This window comes from Streptomyces sp. NBC_00989 (genome assembly GCF_045162655.1).
In the GTDB taxonomy this organism is placed as follows: Bacteria; Actinomycetota; Actinomycetes; order Streptomycetales; family Streptomycetaceae; genus Streptomyces.
Window position 1 is genome coordinate 3586376 of record NZ_CP108728.1, and the last position, 18382, is coordinate 3604757.

Sequence of the window (18382 nt, forward strand, 5' to 3'; positions counted from 1 at the left end):
CGCATGACGTTCGTGCAAATGCAGTTGTCGGATGTGGGGTGCAGGCGCCGAAGCCCTGCGTATTGAGTTGTGAAGTCCGTTGTCAGAGCTGTACCCCGCCGGCGGCAAGATCGATCTTGAGCTGGGCGATCTCCTCGGGCGAGCACTCGACCATCGGTGAGCGCAGCGGTCCGGCGGGCAGTCCCTGGAGGGCGAGCGCGGCCTTGGTGGTCATGACGCCCTGGGTGCGGAACATGCCGGTGTAGACGGGGAGCAGCTTCTGGTGGATCTCGGTGGCCTTCTGGACGTCACCGGAGACGTACGCCTCCACCAGGGTGCGCAGCTCGGGTGTGACCACATGGCCGACGACCGAGACGAAGCCGACCGCGCCCACGGAGAGCAGCGGCAGGTTCAGCATGTCGTCGCCGGAGTACCAGGCCAGGCCGGTCCGGGCGATGGCCCAGCTGGCCCGGCCGAGGTCGCCCTTGGCGTCCTTGTTGGCGACGATCCGCGGGTGCTCGGCGAGCCTGACCAGGGTCTCCGTGCCGATCGGGACACCGCTGCGGCCGGGGATGTCGTAGAGCATGACCGGTAGTTCGGCGGCGTCGGCGACGGCCGTGAAGTGCCGGTAGAGGCCCTCCTGCGGGGGCTTGTTGTAGTACGGCGTGACGACGAGCAGGCCGTGTGCGCCGGTTCGTTCGGCCGTGCGGGCGAGTTCGACGCTGTGGTGGGTGTCGTTGGTGCCGACGCCGGCGACGACGTGGGCGCGGTCGCCGACCGCTTCCAGTACGGCTCGTACGAGATCCGTTTTCTCCGCGTCGCTGGTGGTCGGGGACTCACCGGTGGTGCCGTTGATGACCAGGCCGTCGTTGCCTGCGTCCACCAGGTGGGTAGCGAGCCGCTGAGCGCCGTCGAGGTCGAGTGCGCCGTCCGCCGTGAAGGGCGTGACCATGGCGGTGAGGACCCGCCCGAAGGGGGTCTGCGGAGTGGAGGTCGGAGCCATGGGTAACACGCTACTCGCTGCTCAATGCGGGGTCTGCCCTAGGGGCAGGCGACAAGTCGTGACAAATATGGAGCCCGGCACTGCCTGCTCGGGGGTTCAAGCAGTGCCGGGTCCGTTTGATCAGGCTAGATGAACTTCTCCAAATGCCGCAATACGGACACTTCGTGCGGCCCATCCGTACATGTGTGCCCGACCGGCAAACAGAGGTGCGCTACGGGGCGACACGACCGTTGGCATTGAAGGCGGAGTAGGTCAGCGGCATGAGCTTGGCCCACTGCTCCTCCATCTTCTCGCCGACCATCTCGATCTCCCGCTGCGGGAAGGACGGCACCTTCGCCAGCTCGTGCTGCGTGCGGAGCCCGAGGAAGTGCATCAGCGAGCGCGCGTTGCACGTGGCGTACATCGAGGAGAAGAGGCCCACGGGGAGGACGGCGCGAGCTACTTCGCGGGCTACGCCCTGCGCGAGCATCTCCTGGTACGCCCCGTACGCCTGACGGTACGACTCCTCCATGGCCTGCCCCACGAAGTCGTGCTGCTCCGAGGTGCCCTCGACGAACACGTACTTGCCGGGCCGTCCCTGCTGCACCAGCTTGCGCGACGTGTCCGGCACGTAGAACACGGGCTGCAGCTCCCTGTAGCGTCCCGACTCCTCGTTGTAGGACCAGCCCACCCGGTGCCGCATGAACTCGCGGAAGACGAAGATCGGAGCGCTGATGAAGAAGGTCATCGAGTTGTGCTCGAACGGGCTGCCGTGCCGATCCCGCATCAGGTAATTGATCAGCCCTTTGGAGCTCTCAGGGTCCTTGCCCATCTCGTCCAGGGACTGCTCGCCGACGGTCGACACACGGGCCGCGAACAGCACGTCGGAATCCGCCGCGCTGTGTTTGACCAGCTCAACGGTGACTTCACTGCGGAGGTCGATCTTGAAATCGTCGTCGGATGTGGGCGTCACGGTTCGGAAGGTCCTTCCCATCTTGGCTCTTGGCGAGCGCCACTCTACGGCCCGCCAAACCGGACTTTCACTGTCTTGGCTGAGTGAAATCGGAGAAACAGGGCACCTTTCACCCCGTTCGCTCGTCTGTACCGGTGAGAACCATCCGTTCGATCCCCGAAGGGAGAAGCACCACCGATGTTCCGTCGGCGCGAACCCGTTCCGTTCGCCTTCATCGCCGAGACCGACCGCTTCCGCAGCAATGTCACACCGCCGCCCCACGAGCGTGCGTCCGCCGGTCAGATAGCCGGGCGTTGGCTCCTGGGTCTCACCATCATCGCCGGAATCGTGGGCTCCCTGGTCCTCGGGATGCCGGCACTGTCGCAGAACAACCTCTCGACCCAGAACCAGCAGTCCCAGGCCGCCGACAATCGCTGACCTGGCGCGCAGCCGTACAGCTGACCATGACTCATCCGGACCCCCAACGGTGGTGAGCGGGTACACGGCCGGATAGCCTCACCGAGCACAGCCCACGCATGGATTCAGTGAGGACACCAGCCGTGCCCCTGCCCTTCCTTACGGCCGACCGCGCATTCGAGGCCGCGGACGAGCTCGCGCTGCCGTTCGACGACCGCGACCACTGGCGGCGCCCCTACCGGCCCGGACCGTGGCGGGTGGCGGTGGCGGCGCTCGTGCTGCTGCTCGCGTCGTACGTGCTGTTCGCCGCGGTCATCATCGCGTTGACCGGCTCGCGGTCCGAGGCCGGAGTGATCCTCGGCATCGCGGTGGTCGTCATCCTCTGCGCCCTGCGGCTGTTGCGCATGGGCGTGTGGGTGAGCGCGCGCGGGCTGCGCCGGGTGCGGTTCCTCTTCACCCTCACGGTGCGGTGGGACCGGGTCGTCGCCGTACGGACGGTGCAGCAGCCGGTGCGCTGGCTCGGACTGCCGCGCACGGTGCAGGGACAGGCCCTGCTCCTCGTACGGAAGGACCGTGCTCCGGAGGACGTGACCGCGCTGCTGACCACGCACGACATCGACTTCGTGGCGCGTGCCTCCGCCTTCGACCGGGCCGCGGACTCGGTCGAGGTGTGGTCCGACGAGTGCCGGCGGAGCTGACCGCCCGACAACAGCCGTAAGCCGAGCAGCCGTATGACGAAGGGGCTGGTCCGCACTCTGTGTGCGGGTCGGCCCCTTCGGCGTGCGCGTGGGTGTCGTCCTGCGGGTCAGGCCTGGATGGGGCGGCCGGCGTGCAAGGCGATGGCGCGTTGCATCGCCTTGCGGGCGCGCGGGGTGTCGCGGGCGTCGTGGTAGGCGACGGCGAGACGGAACCAGTTGCGCCAGTCGTCGGGGGCGTCCTCCGTCTCGGCCTTGCGCTTGGCGAAGACCTCGTCGGCGGAGTCGCGGTCGATGCGGCCGCCCTCGGTGCGCCTCAACTCGTCGACGGGCAGGCCGCCTTCGGCGTCGAGTTCGGCGGCGAGCTTGTTGGCGTTGCGGACGAACTGGGTGTTCTTCCAGAGGAACCAGATGCCGATCACCGGCAGGATCAGGACCGCGATCCCGAAGGTGACCGTGATGAGCGTGCCCGCCTGTATGAGCATGACGCCGCGGCTGCCGACCAGGACGAAGTAGAAGACCAGGACGGCGGCCGTGACGGCGTAGGTGAGTTTGGCGCGCATGTCGTGAGCCTCAGCCCAGGTCCAGGAAGTGTTCCAGGCCGAAGGTGAGGCCCGGGGTCGTCACCACGCGGCGGGCGCCGAGCAGGATGCCCGGCATGAAGCTGCTGTGGTGGAGCGAATCGTGGCGGACGGTCAACGTCTCGCCCTCGCCACCCAGCAGGACCTCCTGGTGGGCCAGCAGGCCGCGCAGCCGGACGGCGTGCACCGGGATGCCGTCGACGTTCGCGCCGCGCGCCCCGTCCAGGGCCGTGGTCGTGGCGTCCGGCGCCGGGGCCGAGCCGGCCTTCGCGCGGGCCTCGGCGATGAGCTGGGCGGTGCGGGTGGCGGTGCCGCTGGGGGCGTCCACCTTGTTCGGGTGGTGCAGTTCGATGACCTCGACGGACTCGAAGTAGGGCGCGGCGATCTGCGCGAACTTCATGGTGAGTACGGCGCCGATGGAGAAGTTGGGCGCGATGAGCACGCCCGTCTCCGGCGACTTGGCGAGCCAGGCGTTCAGCTGCGCGAGGCGTTCGTCGGTCCAGCCCGTCGTGCCGACGACCGCGTGGATGCCGTGGCCCACGCAGTAGTCGAGGTTGTCCATCACCGAGACGGGGGTGGTCAGTTCGACGGCGACCTGGGCGCCGGACTCCGTGAGCGTCTCCAGTGAGTCGCCCCGGCCCAGGGCGGCCACCAGTTCCATGTCCTCGGCGGCCTCGACGGCTCGTACCGCCTCGGCGCCGATCCGGCCCTTGGCACCGAGGACCGCCACGCGCAGCTTGCTCATCGTTCTTGCTTCCTTACCGGATACGGGTTCCGAAGGCGGGTGTTAGGCGACGGCTTCGTGCAGTCGGGCCGCCTGCTTGTCCTTGAGCGGGCCGATGACCGACAGCGAGGGCCGCTGTCCCAGGATCTCGCGGGCGACCTCGCGGACCTCGTCCGGGGTGACCGACGCGATCCGGGCCAGCATGTCGTCGACCGACATCTGCACGCCCCAGCACAGCTCGCTCTTGCCGATACGGTTCATCAGCGCACCCGTGTCCTCCAGGCCGAGGACGGTGGAGCCCTGCAACTGGCCGACGGCGCGGCCGATCTCGTCGTCGGACAGGCCGTTCGCGGCGACCTGGTCGAGTTCGTCGCGGCAGATCTTCAGCACGTCGTGGACCTGCGAGGGCCGGCAGCCGGCGTAGACGCCGAAGAGGCCGCAGTCTGCGAAGCCGGACGTGTACGAGTACACGCTGTAGGCCAGGCCGCGCTTCTCCCGGACCTCCTGGAAGAGGCGGGACGACATGCCGCCGCCGAGGGCCGTGTTGAGGACCCCCAGCGCCCAGCGGCGCTCGTCGGTGCGGGCCAGGCCGGGCATGCCGAGGACGACGTGCGCCTGCTCGGTCTTGCGGCCGATCAGCTCGACCTTGCCGGTGGAGCGCAGCACGCGGCGGCCGTCGCGCGGGGCGATGGGCGCCGCCTCGGGGGTGCGGAAGGCGCCCGCCTTCTCGAAGGCCGCGCGGACCTGTCGTACGACCTTGTCGTGGTCGATGTTGCCGGCCGCGGCGACCACGAGGTGGGTCGGGTCGTAGTGCTTCTTGTAGAAGCGGCGGATGCGGTCCGCGGTGAGGGCGTTGACGGTGTCGACCGTGCCGAGGACCGGGCGGCCGAGGGGGTTGTCGCCGAACATCGTGCGCGCGAACAGGTCGTGCACGCAGTCGCCCGGGTCGTCCTCCGTCATGGCGATCTCTTCGAGGATGGCGCCGCGCTCGACGTTGACGTCGTCCTCACGGATGAGGGAGCCGGTCAGCATGTCGCAGACCACGTCGATGGCGAGCGGCAGGTCGGTGTCGAGCACGCGCGCGTAGTAGCACGTGTACTCCTTCGCCGTGAACGCGTTCATCTCGCCGCCGACCGCGTCGATCGCGGAGGAGATGTCCAGCGCGCTGCGCTTGTGCGTGCCCTTGAAGAGGAGGTGCTCCAGGTAGTGCGTGGCGCCGTTCAGTGACGGTGTCTCGTCGCGGGAGCCCACGTGTGCCCAGATGCCGAAGGTCGCGGAGCGGACCGAGGGCAGCGTCTCGGTGACGATGCGCAGGCCGCCCGGGAGGGTGGTCTTACGGACCGTGCCGATGCCGTTGGTGCCCTGGATGAGGGTTTGGGTACGGGCGACGGCCCGCGCCTCCGGGGAGGTGCGGGCCGTCGTCGTGGTGCTGGTCGACGTCACTTGTCGTCGTCGTCCTTCTTGTCGTCCTCGGCGTTCTCTTCACCCTCGATGACGGGGATCAGGGAGAGCTTGCCGCGGGAGTCGATCTCGGCGATCTCGACCTGGACCTTCTGGCCCACGCCGACGACGTCCTCGACGTTCTCCACGCGCTTGCCGCCGGCGAGCTTGCGGATCTGCGAGATGTGCAGCAGACCGTCCTTGCCCGGGAGCAGCGACACGAACGCACCGAAGGTGGTGGTCTTGACGACCGTACCCAGGTAGCGCTCGCCGACCTCCGGCATGGTCGGGTTGGCGATGCCGTTGATCACTGCGCGAGCGGCCTCGGCCTGCGAGCCCTGCGCGGCACCGATGTAGATGGTGCCGTCGTCCTCGATCGTGATGTCGGCGCCGGTGTCCTCCTGGATCTGGTTGATCATCTTGCCCTTCGGGCCGATGACCTCGCCGATCTTGTCCACGGGGATCTTGACGGTGATGATCCGCGGGGCGTTCGGGGACATCTCGTCCGGCGTGTCGATCGCTTCCATCATCACGTCGAGGATGTGGAGGCGGGCGTCACGGGCCTGCTTGAGAGCGGCGGCCAGGACGGAGGCGGGGATGCCGTCCAGCTTGGTGTCGAGCTGGAGGGCGGTGACGAACTCCTTGGTGCCGGCGACCTTGAAGTCCATGTCGCCGAAGGCGTCCTCCGCACCGAGGATGTCGGTGAGGGCGACGTAGTGCGTCTCGCCGTTGATCTCCTGGGAGATCAGGCCCATGGCGATACCGGCGACGGGGGCCTTGAGGGGCACACCGGCGTTCAGCAGCGACATGGTGGAGGCGCAGACCGAGCCCATGGACGTCGAGCCGTTCGAGCCGAGGGCCTCGGAGACCTGACGGATCGCGTAGGGGAACTCCTCGCGCGTCGGGAGGACCGGCACGATCGCGCGCTCGGCGAGCGCACCGTGACCGATCTCGCGGCGCTTCGGGGAGCCGACGCGGCCGGTCTCGCCGACCGAGTACGGCGGGAAGTTGTAGTTGTGCATGTAGCGCTTGCGGGTCACCGGGGAGAGGGTGTCCAGCTGCTGCTCCATGCGGAGCATGTTGAGGGTGGTGACGCCCAGGATCTGGGTCTCGCCACGCTCGAACAGCGCGGAACCGTGCACGCGCGGGATGGCCTCGACCTCGGCGGCGAGCGTACGGATGTCCGTGACGCCACGGCCGTCGATGCGGACCTTGTCCTTGATGACGCGCTCGCGCACCAGGGACTTGGTCAGCGAGCGGTAAGCACCGGAGATCTCCTTCTCGCGACCCTCGAACTGCGGGAGCAGCTTCTCGGCGGCGATCTCCTTGATGCGGTCCAGCTCGGCCTCGCGCTCCTGCTTGCCGGCGATGGTGAGCGCCTGGGAGAGCTCGCTCTTGACCGCGGCGGTCAGGGCCTCCAGGACGTCGTCCTGGTAGTCGAGGAAGACCGGGAACTCGCCGGTCGGCTTGGCGGCCTTCGCGGCGAGGTCGGCCTGGGCCTTGCAGAGCACCTTGATGAAGGGCTTCGCGGCGTCCAGACCGGAGGCGACGACCTCCTCGGTGGGCGCCTCGGCGCCGCCCGCGACCAGCTGGATGGTCTTCTCGGTGGCCTCGGCCTCGACCATCATGATCGCGACGTCGCCGTCGTCCAGGACGCGACCGGCGACGACCATGTCGAAGACGGCGTCCTCGAGCTCGGTGTGCGTCGGGAACGCGACCCACTGGCCGTTGATCAGCGCGACGCGGACGCCGCCGATCGGGCCGGAGAAGGGCAGACCGGCCAGCTGCGTGGACGCGGAGGCGGCGTTGATCGCCACGACGTCGTACAGGTGGTCGGGGTTGAGGGCCATGATCGTGGCGACGACCTGGATCTCGTTGCGCAGGCCCTTCTTGAAGGACGGGCGCAGCGGGCGGTCGATCAGCCGGCAGGTGAGGATCGCGTCCTCGGAGGGGCGGCCCTCACGGCGGAAGAAGCTGCCGGGGATCTTGCCGGCGGCGTACATCCGCTCCTCGACGTCCACCGTGAGGGGGAAGAAGTCGAGATTGTCCTTGGGCTTCTTGGAGGCGGTGGTGGCCGACAGCACCATGGTGTCGTCGTCCAGGTACGCCACGGCGGAGCCGGCGGCCTGCCTGGCCAGCCTGCCCGTCTCGAAGCGGATGGTGCGGGTGCCGAAAGTACCGTTGTCAATGACGGCCTCGGCGTAGTGGGTCTCGTTCTCCACTAGCGTTTTCTCCGTTACTTGTCGTCTTTCGTCCCTCCCCGCCCGTGTGGCGGGGGGACGGTGGCGGAGAAGCGCTGTCTGGTGCGGGCCGGTCTTCGATCGAAGCACCCGGGGTTTCCTGCCCGGGGGCCACTACCGAGGACCGGCGGCTGCGAGGCGCGCTTCTCCTCTTCGTGGTCGTGCTCTGTCGCAGGTGGTCGTGCTGGGTCGTACGTCCTGCGTCTCACATCGTGCGTTGTGCTACCACACTACAAAGCGTGAGTGACACTCCGCACGTTTCCGTACGTACGGGCAATCCGCACGTACGGCAAAGGGAGCGGCTCCCGATCGTTTCGGGAACCGCTCCCCTTCACGGCGTCTTACTTGGCGCCCGCCGCACCGCGGCGGATGCCCAGGCGGTCGACCAGCGCACGGAAGCGCTGGATGTCCTTCTTGGCCAGGTACTGGAGCAGCCGACGGCGCTGACCGACCAGGATCAGCAGACCACGACGGGAGTGGTGGTCGTGCTTGTGGGTCTTGAGGTGCTCGGTCAGGTCCGAGATACGGCGCGAGAGCATGGCGACCTGGACCTCGGGGGAGCCGGTGTCGCCCTCCTTCTGACCGAACTCACTGATGAGCTGCTTCTTCGTAGCGGCGTCGAGCGACACGCGTACTCCTCGTAGTCTGAGATGTGCCACCGAGTGCCCCTGGTCCACTTCTCAGGGGAGCTTCCGTAACTCGGGAGGCGGGATCCGTAGGGCGCGGCCTCCGGAGCGGTGAGCTCCAGGGGTGCGTACACAAACGGCCGCTACACAGCGTACCAGCCCGGGGGGATGCCTCGGTCCAGCTCCCTGAAGGGCCCTGACCGGGGCGGATACGGCCACTAGGGTGATCTGCATCTGCACGTAGACGCAGATCACGTCGGTTCGTCCGGAAGGGGTCGCTTCGCCATGGCGGAGACGGAGCAGGAGATCAAGGCACGCAAGGAGCGGGAGCGGGACGAGCTGTACGCCCTCGACATCTCGGGTGTCGAGTGGCGCAGCGCGCCGGGCACGGAGGAGCACGAGGAGCGCGTCGAGATCGCCGACCTGCCCGACGGCGCGGTCGCCATGCGCTCGTCGCTCGACCCGGAGACCGTGCTGCGGTACACGGAGGCGGAGTGGACGGCCTTCGTGCTGGGCGCCCGGGACGGCGAGTTCGATCTGGAGCCGGCTCCGGAGGAGCAGCAGTAGTCGTAGGCAGGGAAGAGGGGCGGCACGCGCACGCGTGCCGCCCCTCTTCCCGTCTCCGCACCGTGCTGTCACTGCTTCGTGGCGCTGCTCCCGATGCCCAGGACCAGCCAGATCCACGCCTTGCCGCTGCTGGGACCGTCCGCCGCGTGGGCCGCGAAGTACAGCCGGCCGTCCTGGACGACGATGTCGTTCGCGTCGAGGGCCGTGAGGGTGTCGGCGTCCTGCGGCACCCCGAAATAGAGGTACGGGGTCTCCTTGCCGGTCTTCGGGTCGAGGCTGACGAGTGCCGAGGGCGAGATGCGGTCGTCGCTCATCCGCAGCGCGAGGAGCCGGCTGCCGCTCACGCGCAGCGGGTACAGCAGGGAGCCCGGCCCCGACTCGAACTTCTCCGTCGTCTTCCCGGTCGCCAGGTCGAAGCCGATGATCCAGTTCGCGTTGTGCGGAGCGCCCGCCTCCTTGCTCCGGACGAAGACCTGGCCGAGGCCGACGGCGATCGTCTGGCAGTCGTCGACGACGAGGTAGTCGATCTCGTCGGAGCAGTCGCCGACGTAGTTGCCGCTGGTCAGGCCCATCGTGGCGCGCACCTTGCCCCGGTCGTCGAGGGAGAGCAGCTCGGTGAAGCCCGTCTCCCCCGCCGAGATGGCCAGGACCGGGGGATCGCTCGACGGCAGTTCGAGATCCCGCAGGCCCTTGGTCCCGGCGTACGTCCACTTCTCCTTGCCGGTGCCGGGATCGACCTTGCGCACCTTGTAGGTGATCGTCTGCCAGGAGGCGGCGGTCGTGCTGTCGTCCCAGCACTCCAACCGGACGAGCAGGGCGCGTCCGCCCGCGGCCCCCATGTCCTGGCACGAGCCGGACTCCGTCGTACGCCAGGTCCGCTCGCCGGTGTCCATGTCGTACGCGTCCGTGCCGCCGCCCCAGGTGACGGCCACGGTGGCGTGGGTGAGGGTGACGCTCGGGGTGTCCTGGGTGGCGCCGTCCGTCGGGGAGCCCGGTTCGTCGCCGACCGTGGAGACGGGGAACTCGTGCTCCCAGATCTGCTTGCCGTCGTCGAGGTCGAAGAAGGCGACGTGGTCGCAGGGGGACGCCTTGTCCTTGCCGTCCCTGAAGACCACGGCCGTACGGTTCTCGCCGGTCACACGGCGGGTGTAGCCGCAGATCGGGCCGGCCAGGCGGAGTTGCCACACCTCGTCGCCCGGTACGGCGTCGGTGCCCGTCCTGAAGCCGGCCAGCGTCTGGTTGATGCCCTTGGCGAGGATCTTGTCGGTGGCCCAGGTGCCCGGCATCTCGGTGTGCTCGCCGGCGACCGCGTCGTCGATCGAGAGGCGGAACGCCATGTCGCCGGTGGTGGTGGCGGGCTTCTTCTCGACCGTGTCCCGGACCTCGAGGCGTCCCTGGCTCGCCGCGGGGGCGTTGTCGCTCGCCGCCGCCTTCTTCTTGTCGTCGCCCCTGGCGGCCAGCAGGCCGGCGGTGCCGACGGCCGCCACGAGGACGACCGCGAGCAGCCCGAGCAGCCTGTTCCGGCGGCGCTTCTTGTGCTGGTCGTTCCGCGTGAGGACGGAGTGGGTGTACGGGGAGGGGGGTGGGCCGAAGCTCACGCGGGCGAATCCTTTCGGCGCCTTCCGGCGATCTACGTCATCTGCGTCGGTCCGCGTCGTCGTACATCTGCCTCTCGTCGGCTGTCACCGACGAGAGGCACCAGCAGGTCAATCGCTCGTCAGCGAGCGGACCGTCGCGTACACGTCGAAGACGGCGAGCGCCAGCGGCACCAGCGTCAGCAGGACGAAGCCCTCGGCGATCTCCAGGAAACGCCCCCAGAACGGGGTGAGACCGCTGCGCGGGACGATCAGGCCGATCGCGGTCACCAGCGCGGTGGCCGCCGCGATCGCCGCGACGAGCCAGACCGTACGGATGTCGAGGCCGCCGCGGTCGCCGCGGAGCGCCTCGTGGATCAGGGAGTTCGGCGGGTTGAGCGCGAGGCCCAGGCCGAGCAGCACGAGGGAGCCGAGTCCGGCGGCCAGGACGGGGGCGACCTGGGCGGTGTAGCGGAAGAGGTGGGCGCGCATCAGCAGCGCGACACCGGTCGCGAGGGCGAGCAGCTGGGCCCAGACGTCGTCGGAGAAGCCGAGGACGGCCGTGGCCCCGAGGGCGGTGACCGCGCAGCCGCCGACGAGGCCGACGAGGAGTTCGTGGCCGCGGCGCGCCTGAGCGGCGACGCGTTCGGTGTCGACCGCTTCCTGGGTGGCGGGTTCGGCGCCGTACGCGCTGCGCGGGGTGGTGTTCGGGGGGTCGAAGCCGATCGGCAGGCGTGCGAAGCGCATCGAGAGGCCCGGCAGGAAGGCCAGCGCGCCGACCGCGACCGGGGCGCACAGGGCGGCGATCTCGGACGGCGTCCAGTGGGCCCGGATCGCGATGAACGCGACGATCAGGCCGACCGCGGACGCGAAGACGAGGGCGACGAACGGCGCGTCCCCGCCGGGTGAGCACAGGGTGAGGACGACGGCGGCCACCAGCACGGCCGCGCAGGCGAGGAGGAACTGCAGTTTGCCGATCCCCTGGCCGTCGGTGAGCGGCAGCAGGCCCGAGCCGGCCACCCCGATGTTGGGCAGGGCGCCGAGGCCCAGCGCGATGGCCGAGGACCGGTCGTCGTAGACCCGGGCGCGGACGCAGGCCAGGACGACCAGCAGGATGCCGACGACCGCGGCGAGGATGCCGGGCAGGCTGTTCATGTCGTGGCGCGGGTCGGCGGTCCAGGCGACGAAGGCGAGCAGGGCCGGCAGGACACCGCCGCCGACGAGGCCGGCGGCACGGGTCAACTCGCCGTCCCACAGCGTGTGTTCGCGGGTCACCGCGGCCGAGACCGCCTCGGACACGTCGTCGAACACGGCCGGCGGGAGCGACTCGGAGAAGGGGCGCAGCGTGAGCAGTTCGCCGTCGAGAATGCGCTGGGCGGCGAACGTGCGGGAGCTGTCGAGGACGGTGCCGTCCCGGCGCACCAGGTGGTAGCCGACCGGGGCGCCCTCGGCGGGGCTCTGCCGGGAGAGCCTGAGGATCTCCGGGTAGATGTCGGCGACCGGGATGTCGTCGGGCAGTGCCACGTCGATCCGGCTGTCGGGCGCGACGATCGTGACCCGGCAGAAACCGAGCCCCGGGCCGGTGGCGACCGGGGCTCCGGTACCGGGCCCGCCCGCCGCGGAGGCCGTGATGCTCACCTGTTGCTCCCCCTCAATGATGATTCTGCGTCTACGTTGTGAAGGTGTCGCGCGACGCGTTCCGCGCACCTTCACATCGCGTGGAATGCCCTGTTTTCCCAGCCTGGTTCGCGTGTGCTCGCGCGAACATCCGGCACCCTACCGCTCACCCGTCTCCCGCGAAGTCAGTAGGATCACGCGGCGGCCTGCGTCCGCCTGACACGGGGTGGCGGACGGTAGTCCCGGGGCCGCGCAAGGGAATTGGTGAGCAGTGAGCCACATCGTCGTCAAGCGCCCGCCGCGGGCGCTGCCGTCCGAGGTGCCCACGGACGAGATCGTCCTGCAACCTCCGCCCGAGTTGCCTCGGGGGCATCAGGAGAGCGTCCTGATGCAGTTGCTGCCGACGCTCGGCATGGGCGGCTCGGTGGTGTTCTTCTTCACCAACGGACAGCCGTTCATGAAGATCATGGGCATGGTGATGATCGTCTCGACGGTGGCCATGTCCATCGCGATGGTGGTCCGCTTCCGCCGCGGCAACCAGGGTCAGCTGGCGGACCTGCGCACCGACTATCTCCGCTACCTGGCGCAGACCCGGCGGACCGCCCTGGACACCGCGCGGGCGCAGCGCGACGCGCAGTACTACCTCCACCCCTCCCCCGAGCAGCTCTGGGCGCTGGTCGCCGAGGGCAGCCGGGTGTGGGAACGGCGGCCGGGCGACGAGGACTTCGGCCAGGTGCGCATCGGCCTCGGCCGGCAGTCGCTCGCCACTCCGCTCATCGCCCCCGAGACCGGCGGTGTCGAGCAGTTGGAGCCGCTGACGGCGGGCGCGATGCAGCGCTTCCTGTCCGTCCACGGCACCCTCGACGACCTGCCGATGGCGGTCTCCCTGCGCGCCTTCTCCTACCTCACGATCAGCGGCGAAGCGCAGTCCGTACGGTCCTCCGCGCGGGCTCTGGCCGGCTCGCTGGCCGCGCTGCACTCGCCCGAGGACCTGGTGATCGTCGTCGCGGCGGCCAGGGAGGCCCTGCCGCACTGGGAGTGGGCCAAGTGGCTGCCGCACGCGCAGGCGCCCGGCGCCACGGACGGCGCGGGCAGCCGACGGCTGATCGACAGCGACCTGCGCGAGCTGGAGAACCTGATCTCCGCCCGGCTGACCGGCCGTCCGCGCTTCCACCCCGCCGCGGCACCGCTGCCGGACGAGCCGCACATCGTCGTCGTCCTCGACGGGGTCTCCCTGCCCCCCGACTCGGTCCTCGCCAACCCCGAGGGTCTCCAGGGTGTGACGCTCGTCGACGTCGTCCCCGGCGAACCGACCGCGGCCCGCGGCGAGCTCTCCATCGTCGTACAGCCGACGTCGCTGCATCTGGAGTCCGGTCACGGAGACGTCTACGAAGGGACTCCCGACGCCCTCTCGTACGAGTCCGCCGAGGCGCTCGCGCGGCAGTTGGCACCGCTGCGGATGGCGTCCGGCGGGGACGACGACCAACCGCTGCTCGCCAACCTGGAGTTCACCGATCTGCTGAACCTCGGTGACGCGGCCTCCGTCGACACCAAGCGCACCTGGCGGACCCGTTCGCTGGCGGAGCGGCTGCGGGTGCCGATCGGGCTCGGTGAGGACGGCCGGCCCGTGATGCTCGACCTGAAGGAGGCCGCGCAGGAGGGCATGGGCCCGCACGGACTGTGCGTGGGCGCCACCGGTTCCGGCAAGTCCGAGCTGCTGCGCACCCTGGTGCTCGGTCTCGCGGTCACCCACTCCTCGGAGACCCTGAACTTCGTCCTCGCGGACTTCAAGGGCGGCGCCACCTTCGCCGGCATGGCGCAGATGCCGCACGTGGCGGCCGTGATCACCAACCTCGCGGACGATCTGACACTGGTCGACCGCATGGGCGACTCCATCCGCGGCGAACTCAACCGCCGCCAGGAACTCCTGCGCGACGCGGGCAACTACGCCAACATCCACGACTACGAGAAGGCGCGCGCCGCCGGCGCCCCGCTACAGCCGATCCCCTCCCTGGTGCTGGTGATCGACGAGTTCAGCGAACTGCTCACCGCCAAGCCGGACTTCATCGAGATGTTCGTGCAGATCGGCCGGATCGGCCGCTCGCTCGGCGTGCATCTGCTGCTGGCCTCGCAGCGCCTGGAGGAGGGCCGACTGCGCGGTCTGGAGACCTATCTGTCGTACCGCATCGGTCTGCGCACCTTCTCGGCGGCCGAGTCGCGGGCGGCGCTGGGCGTGCCGGACGCGTACGAACTCCCGAACGTTCCCGGGTCCGGCTTCCTGAAGTACGGCACGGACGAGATGGTGCGGTTCAAGGCCGCCTATGTGTCCGGTACCTACCGCTCGGGCTCCCCGCAGGCGTCGTTCGGTGCCGGTCAACTGCCGGTCGACCGGCGGCCGGTGCTGTTCACGGCGGCCGAGGTGCCGGTGCACTACACGGCGGTGCCGCAGCAGCGCGCCGAGTCCCCGGACATCGACGACGCGCTCGCCGACACGGTGCTCGACGTCATCGTGCGCCGGCTGGAGGCGCAGGGTCCCGCGGCCCACCAGGTGTGGCTGCCGCCGCTCGACAGCCCGCCCTCGCTGGACGGACTCCTGCCCGGCCTCACGGCGGTGCCGGGCCGCGGACTCACGCAGCCCGGCTACGAAGGCGCGGGCCGGCTGGTGGTCCCGGTCGGCCTGGTCGACAAGCCGTACGAGCAGCGCCGCGACCACCTGTGGGTCGACTTCTCGGGCGCGGCCGGCCATATGCAGATCGTCGGCGGCCCGCAGTCCGGCAAGTCCACCCTCCTGCGCTCCCTGATCTGCGCCTTCGCCCTGACCCACACCCCGTACGAGGTCCAGTTCTACGGCCTCGACTTCGGCGGCGGCGGTCTGTCCTCGGTGGCCGGCCTGCCGCACGTGGGCGGCATCGGCTCCCGCCTGGACCCCGAGAAGGTCCGGCGCACGGTCTCCGAGGTGTACGGCGTGATGACGCGCCGTGAGGAGTACTTCCGCGCTGCGGGCATCCCGTCGATCGCGGAGTTCCGGTCCCGCCGGGCGCGCGGCCAGATCCCGGTCACGGACCAGCCCTGGGGCGATGTCTTCCTCGTCATCGACGGGTGGGGCAACTTCCGCGCGGATTACGAGGGGTTGGAGGCGGCGGTGCTGGACATCGCCGCGCGCGGCCTGGGCTTCGGCATCCACCTGGTGCTCACCGCGTCCCGGTCGATGGAGGTCCGCGCGAATCTCAAGGACCACCTGATGAACCGCCTCGAACTGCGGCTCGGCGACACGATGGACTCCGAGATCGACCGCAAGGTGGCGGTGAACGTCCCGACGGGCGTCCCCGGACGCGGTGTGTCACCGCAGCGGCTGCACTTCATGGCGGCGGTTCCGCGTATCGACGGCCTGGTCTCGGACTCGGACCTGGCCGACGCCACCCAGGCGCTGGCGACCGAGGTGTCCCGGCACTGGGAGGGGCCGGGCGCGCCCGAAGTACGGCTGTTGCCGCGCGAGTTGGCCGCCGCGCAGCTACCGCCTGGCGACCGTTTCCCGCAGCGCGGTGTCGCGTTCGCCATCGACGAGAACAACCTGGAGCCGGTCTTCGTCGACTTCGAGCAGGACCCGTTCTTCCTCGTCTTCGGCGAGAGCGAGTCCGGCAAGTCGAACCTCCTGCGGCTGCTGATCAAGCAGTTGACGGAGCGGTACTCCGGCGACGAGGCGAAGCTCTTCGTCATCGACAACCGGCGCTCCCTGCTGGACGCGACCCCGGCCTCGCACCTCGCCGAGTACATCCCCATGTCCAACGCCATGGACCACCACATGGTCGCCCTGGCGGACCTGATGCGGCGCCGCACCCCGACGGCCGACGTGACGGCCCGCCAACTCCGCGAGCGGAGCTGGTGGCAGGGCCCGACGGTGTACGTCGTCGTGGACGACTACGACCTCGTCTCCACGTCCAGCGGCAACCCGCTGGGCAACCTCACGGAGATGCTGCCGTTCGCCCGTGACGTCGGCGTCCGCTTCATCATCGCCCGCTCCACGGCGGGCGCGGGCCGGGCCGCGTACGAGTCGTTCATGCAACGGATGCAGGAACTGGGCGCCCAGGGCGTCGTCCTGGCGGGCGACCCCGGCGAGGGCGACGTCCTGGGCGGGGTGCGACCCCGGCCGATGCCCGCGGGGCGTGGCGTGTTCGTGTCCCGGAAGCGGGGGAAGCCGTTGGTGCAGACGGGGTTGGTGGACGACGTCGAGTACTGAGCGCAGCGGCGGGTGCCCACGACCGGGCACCCGCCGAGATCCGGTCCGGGACGGGGTCACCATCCGCACGTCTGCGCGGCCGCGCCGCTTCGTCTCCCCGCCGGTGAACACCTTCAGCGGGGACGCGGCGGACGACGCGGAGCAGTGACCGGCCGGGTAGGTGTCCGTGTCCCGGTCGTGCCGTCGGTGGGGTCGCAGTCGACGACCACGGCCGCGAAGGCGATCCGGCTCAGCTTTTCGCACGAACTGGGCGTGTGCGTCCGGCAGTTGCGAGGCAACCGCCTCGGCCTCGGCGTACTGGAACTCCTTGAGCGTGACGTCGAAACGACCGCTCGCGGCATCCACGCTCAGCCGTCCTCGGCACTGACCCGTCGCGCAGCGCCGTCTTCTCCGCCGCCAGCCGGTTCATCAGGTTCCGCGCCTGCTCGCCCCATCGCCCAGGCCGACGATCGTCAGCGATAACGGATGACATGCAGGGAACGGATCCCGGGTTCTTCCAGTGCCACGGCGGCGTCCGAGGCGCCGTCGATGAGCATCACTCCCCGATCCGAGTGAACCGCGTTCAGCAACCGGCCGACGGACTCGCGTCCTCGGGTGTCGACGCGGCGGACCCAGACCACGGCCCGGGCATCGACCGGGAAGCCCGAGAGCTCGTCCATCACTGCGGCCCAGTCGGCGTGTTCGGTCGCGGAGAGGACCGGGCCCAGGCCGGACAGGGTGGGTTCGAACCATGCCGCGCGGCCGGGGGACGGTGGCAACGGGAAGTCCGCGGATCCCGGCGTCCCCCCGGCGTCCCAGCGCCGCAACCAGGCCCACGGGTCGCTGTTGGGGAGGCCGAACGGAGCGCTCGCCTCCTTGGGGACGACGAGCGCGGCGTCGACCATTCCGTCCTGCCAGCGTCCGTCGCGCAGATGGCCCTTGGTGTTGCAGGCGAAGACCCAGCCGCGCCGGATCTCGTCCCCCGGCTCGGGGCCGACCAGTTCGACCTGACCGTGATACGCCTGCTCCAGCCACAGTCGGGCTTTGCGGAGGGCCGACGGGAAGTCCTGGGCCTCGGCTTCCCAGGGGTACTTCGGCACCGGGCTCGCGTCGGGCAGCTCACGGATGAGGATCAGCTCGCGGAGCAGCGACGTGTCGAGCTTCGCCAGGCCTCCCGCCTGGCCGTCCAACAGCACGACCTGGCCCTTGTGGTTGTGCGCGTAGATCAGGTTGCCGGTCGCCTCGGCACCGCCCAGTTCACGGCGTACCCACACCACGCCCCGGGTGTCCGGGCCCAGGGCGGCCACCGCGCTGATCACCGAGTCCCAGTCGGTTGCCGGTACCTGCTCGAAGCCCGGGAAATAACGTCGTGTCAGCCGGGCCCACCAGCCGGGGGCCTCGTCCGACGGATTCCACGGCAGCGGAACCGACGGGGCACTGTTCATCGCGGAGTGCACGGCCACCACGCAACCACGGGCGTTGATCCTGCGGGCCTGCTGGGCGACCCGGTCGGCCGTCTCCCGCTCCCCGGCCGGCTCCATGTCCGCGAGCGGTGCGCTGACCGAGGGATGGAACGGCGTACTCCCGTCCTTCGGGACGACCACCGAAGCCGACAGCATGGGCGTCGGAGGATAACCCTGCTGGTTGAGGGTTCGACAGGAGTAGATCCAGGCTACGGCCGTCTCGTGCACCGGACGAGGCGTGGCCGGCTCGACGAGGCCGCGGTACGTGCTGCTGAGCCAGGCTGCGGCCCGCTGGTCGGGACTGTGCAT

The 18382-nt window shown here is 69.8% G+C and carries 14 protein-coding genes; 4 read left to right on the forward strand and 10 right to left on the reverse strand.

What is annotated here, in order from left to right; translation table 11 throughout:
• Positions 1-82: 82 nt before the first annotated feature.
• Together dapA and thyX are read right to left on the reverse strand one after the other, a co-directional pair.
• A complete protein-coding gene (gene dapA, locus OG714_RS15310) occupies positions 83-982 on the reverse strand; it encodes a 4-hydroxy-tetrahydrodipicolinate synthase (protein ID WP_406121401.1) in 900 nt (299 codons plus the stop codon).
• A gap of 211 nt (positions 983-1193) precedes the next feature.
• On the reverse strand, positions 1194-1955 hold the full coding sequence (gene thyX, locus OG714_RS15315) for an FAD-dependent thymidylate synthase (protein WP_406121403.1): 762 nt from the start codon (positions 1953-1955) through the stop codon (positions 1194-1196).
• A gap of 156 nt (positions 1956-2111) precedes the next feature.
• Between thyX and OG714_RS15320 the strand changes: the two genes are divergently transcribed.
• Entirely contained in the window at positions 2112-2351 is a 240-nt protein-coding gene (locus OG714_RS15320) for a hypothetical protein (RefSeq protein ID WP_406121404.1), read from the forward strand.
• Positions 2352-2473: 122 nt separating this feature from the next.
• Entirely contained in the window at positions 2474-3028 is a 555-nt protein-coding gene (locus OG714_RS15325; protein ID WP_406121405.1) for a hypothetical protein, read from the forward strand.
• Between the two features lie 107 nt (positions 3029-3135).
• Here OG714_RS15325 and OG714_RS15330 read toward each other — a convergent pair whose 3' ends face one another.
• From OG714_RS15330 to rpsO, 5 genes are all read right to left on the reverse strand, one after another.
• Entirely contained in the window at positions 3136-3588 is a 453-nt protein-coding gene (locus OG714_RS15330) for a hypothetical protein (RefSeq protein ID WP_406121407.1), read from the reverse strand.
• Between the two features lie 10 nt (positions 3589-3598).
• The gene (gene dapB / locus OG714_RS15335; RefSeq protein ID WP_406121409.1) at positions 3599-4351 is read right to left on the reverse strand and encodes a 4-hydroxy-tetrahydrodipicolinate reductase; all 753 of its coding nucleotides are present in this window, start codon (positions 4349-4351) and stop codon (positions 3599-3601) included.
• A 42-nt stretch (positions 4352-4393) separates the two neighbouring features.
• Positions 4394-5773 carry a M16 family metallopeptidase gene (locus tag OG714_RS15340; protein ID WP_406121411.1) on the reverse strand — a complete coding sequence of 460 codons (1380 nt, stop codon included), beginning with the start codon at positions 5771-5773 and terminating at the stop codon, positions 4394-4396.
• Complete coding sequence (locus OG714_RS15345; RefSeq protein ID WP_406121413.1) at positions 5770-7992, reverse strand: polyribonucleotide nucleotidyltransferase; 2223 nt, start codon at positions 7990-7992, stop codon at positions 5770-5772. Before OG714_RS15345 ends, OG714_RS15340 begins: the two co-directional genes overlap by 4 nt.
• 359 nt (positions 7993-8351) lie before the next feature.
• Positions 8352-8639, reverse strand: coding sequence for a 30S ribosomal protein S15 (rpsO, locus tag OG714_RS15350; protein WP_019064787.1), 288 nt, complete (start codon positions 8637-8639; stop codon positions 8352-8354).
• A gap of 282 nt (positions 8640-8921) precedes the next feature.
• Here rpsO and OG714_RS15355 point away from each other — a divergent pair, with 282 nt between their 5' ends.
• Positions 8922-9203, forward strand: a complete 282-nt coding sequence (locus OG714_RS15355) for a DUF397 domain-containing protein (RefSeq protein ID WP_019075417.1) — start codon at positions 8922-8924, stop codon at positions 9201-9203.
• Between the two features lie 68 nt (positions 9204-9271).
• Here the strand turns inward: OG714_RS15355 and OG714_RS15360 are convergent, their stop codons facing one another.
• Positions 9272-10801 carry a PQQ-binding-like beta-propeller repeat protein gene (locus OG714_RS15360; RefSeq protein ID WP_406121415.1) on the reverse strand — a complete coding sequence of 510 codons (1530 nt, stop codon included), beginning with the start codon at positions 10799-10801 and terminating at the stop codon, positions 9272-9274.
• Positions 10802-10909: 108 nt separating this feature from the next.
• Positions 10910-12415: a type VII secretion integral membrane protein EccD gene (gene eccD, locus OG714_RS15365; RefSeq protein WP_406121417.1), complete on the reverse strand. Its 1506-nt coding sequence runs from the start codon at positions 12413-12415 to the stop codon at positions 10910-10912.
• Positions 12416-12665: 250 nt separating this feature from the next.
• Between eccD and eccCa the strand changes: the two genes are divergently transcribed.
• Positions 12666-16631 carry a type VII secretion protein EccCa gene (gene eccCa, locus OG714_RS15370; RefSeq protein ID WP_406121419.1) on the forward strand — a complete coding sequence of 1322 codons (3966 nt, stop codon included), beginning with the start codon at positions 12666-12668 and terminating at the stop codon, positions 16629-16631.
• A gap of 452 nt (positions 16632-17083) precedes the next feature.
• Here the strand turns inward: eccCa and OG714_RS15375 are convergent, their stop codons facing one another.
• Entirely contained in the window at positions 17084-18382 is a 1299-nt protein-coding gene (locus tag OG714_RS15375) for a YrhB domain-containing protein (RefSeq protein ID WP_406121421.1), read from the reverse strand.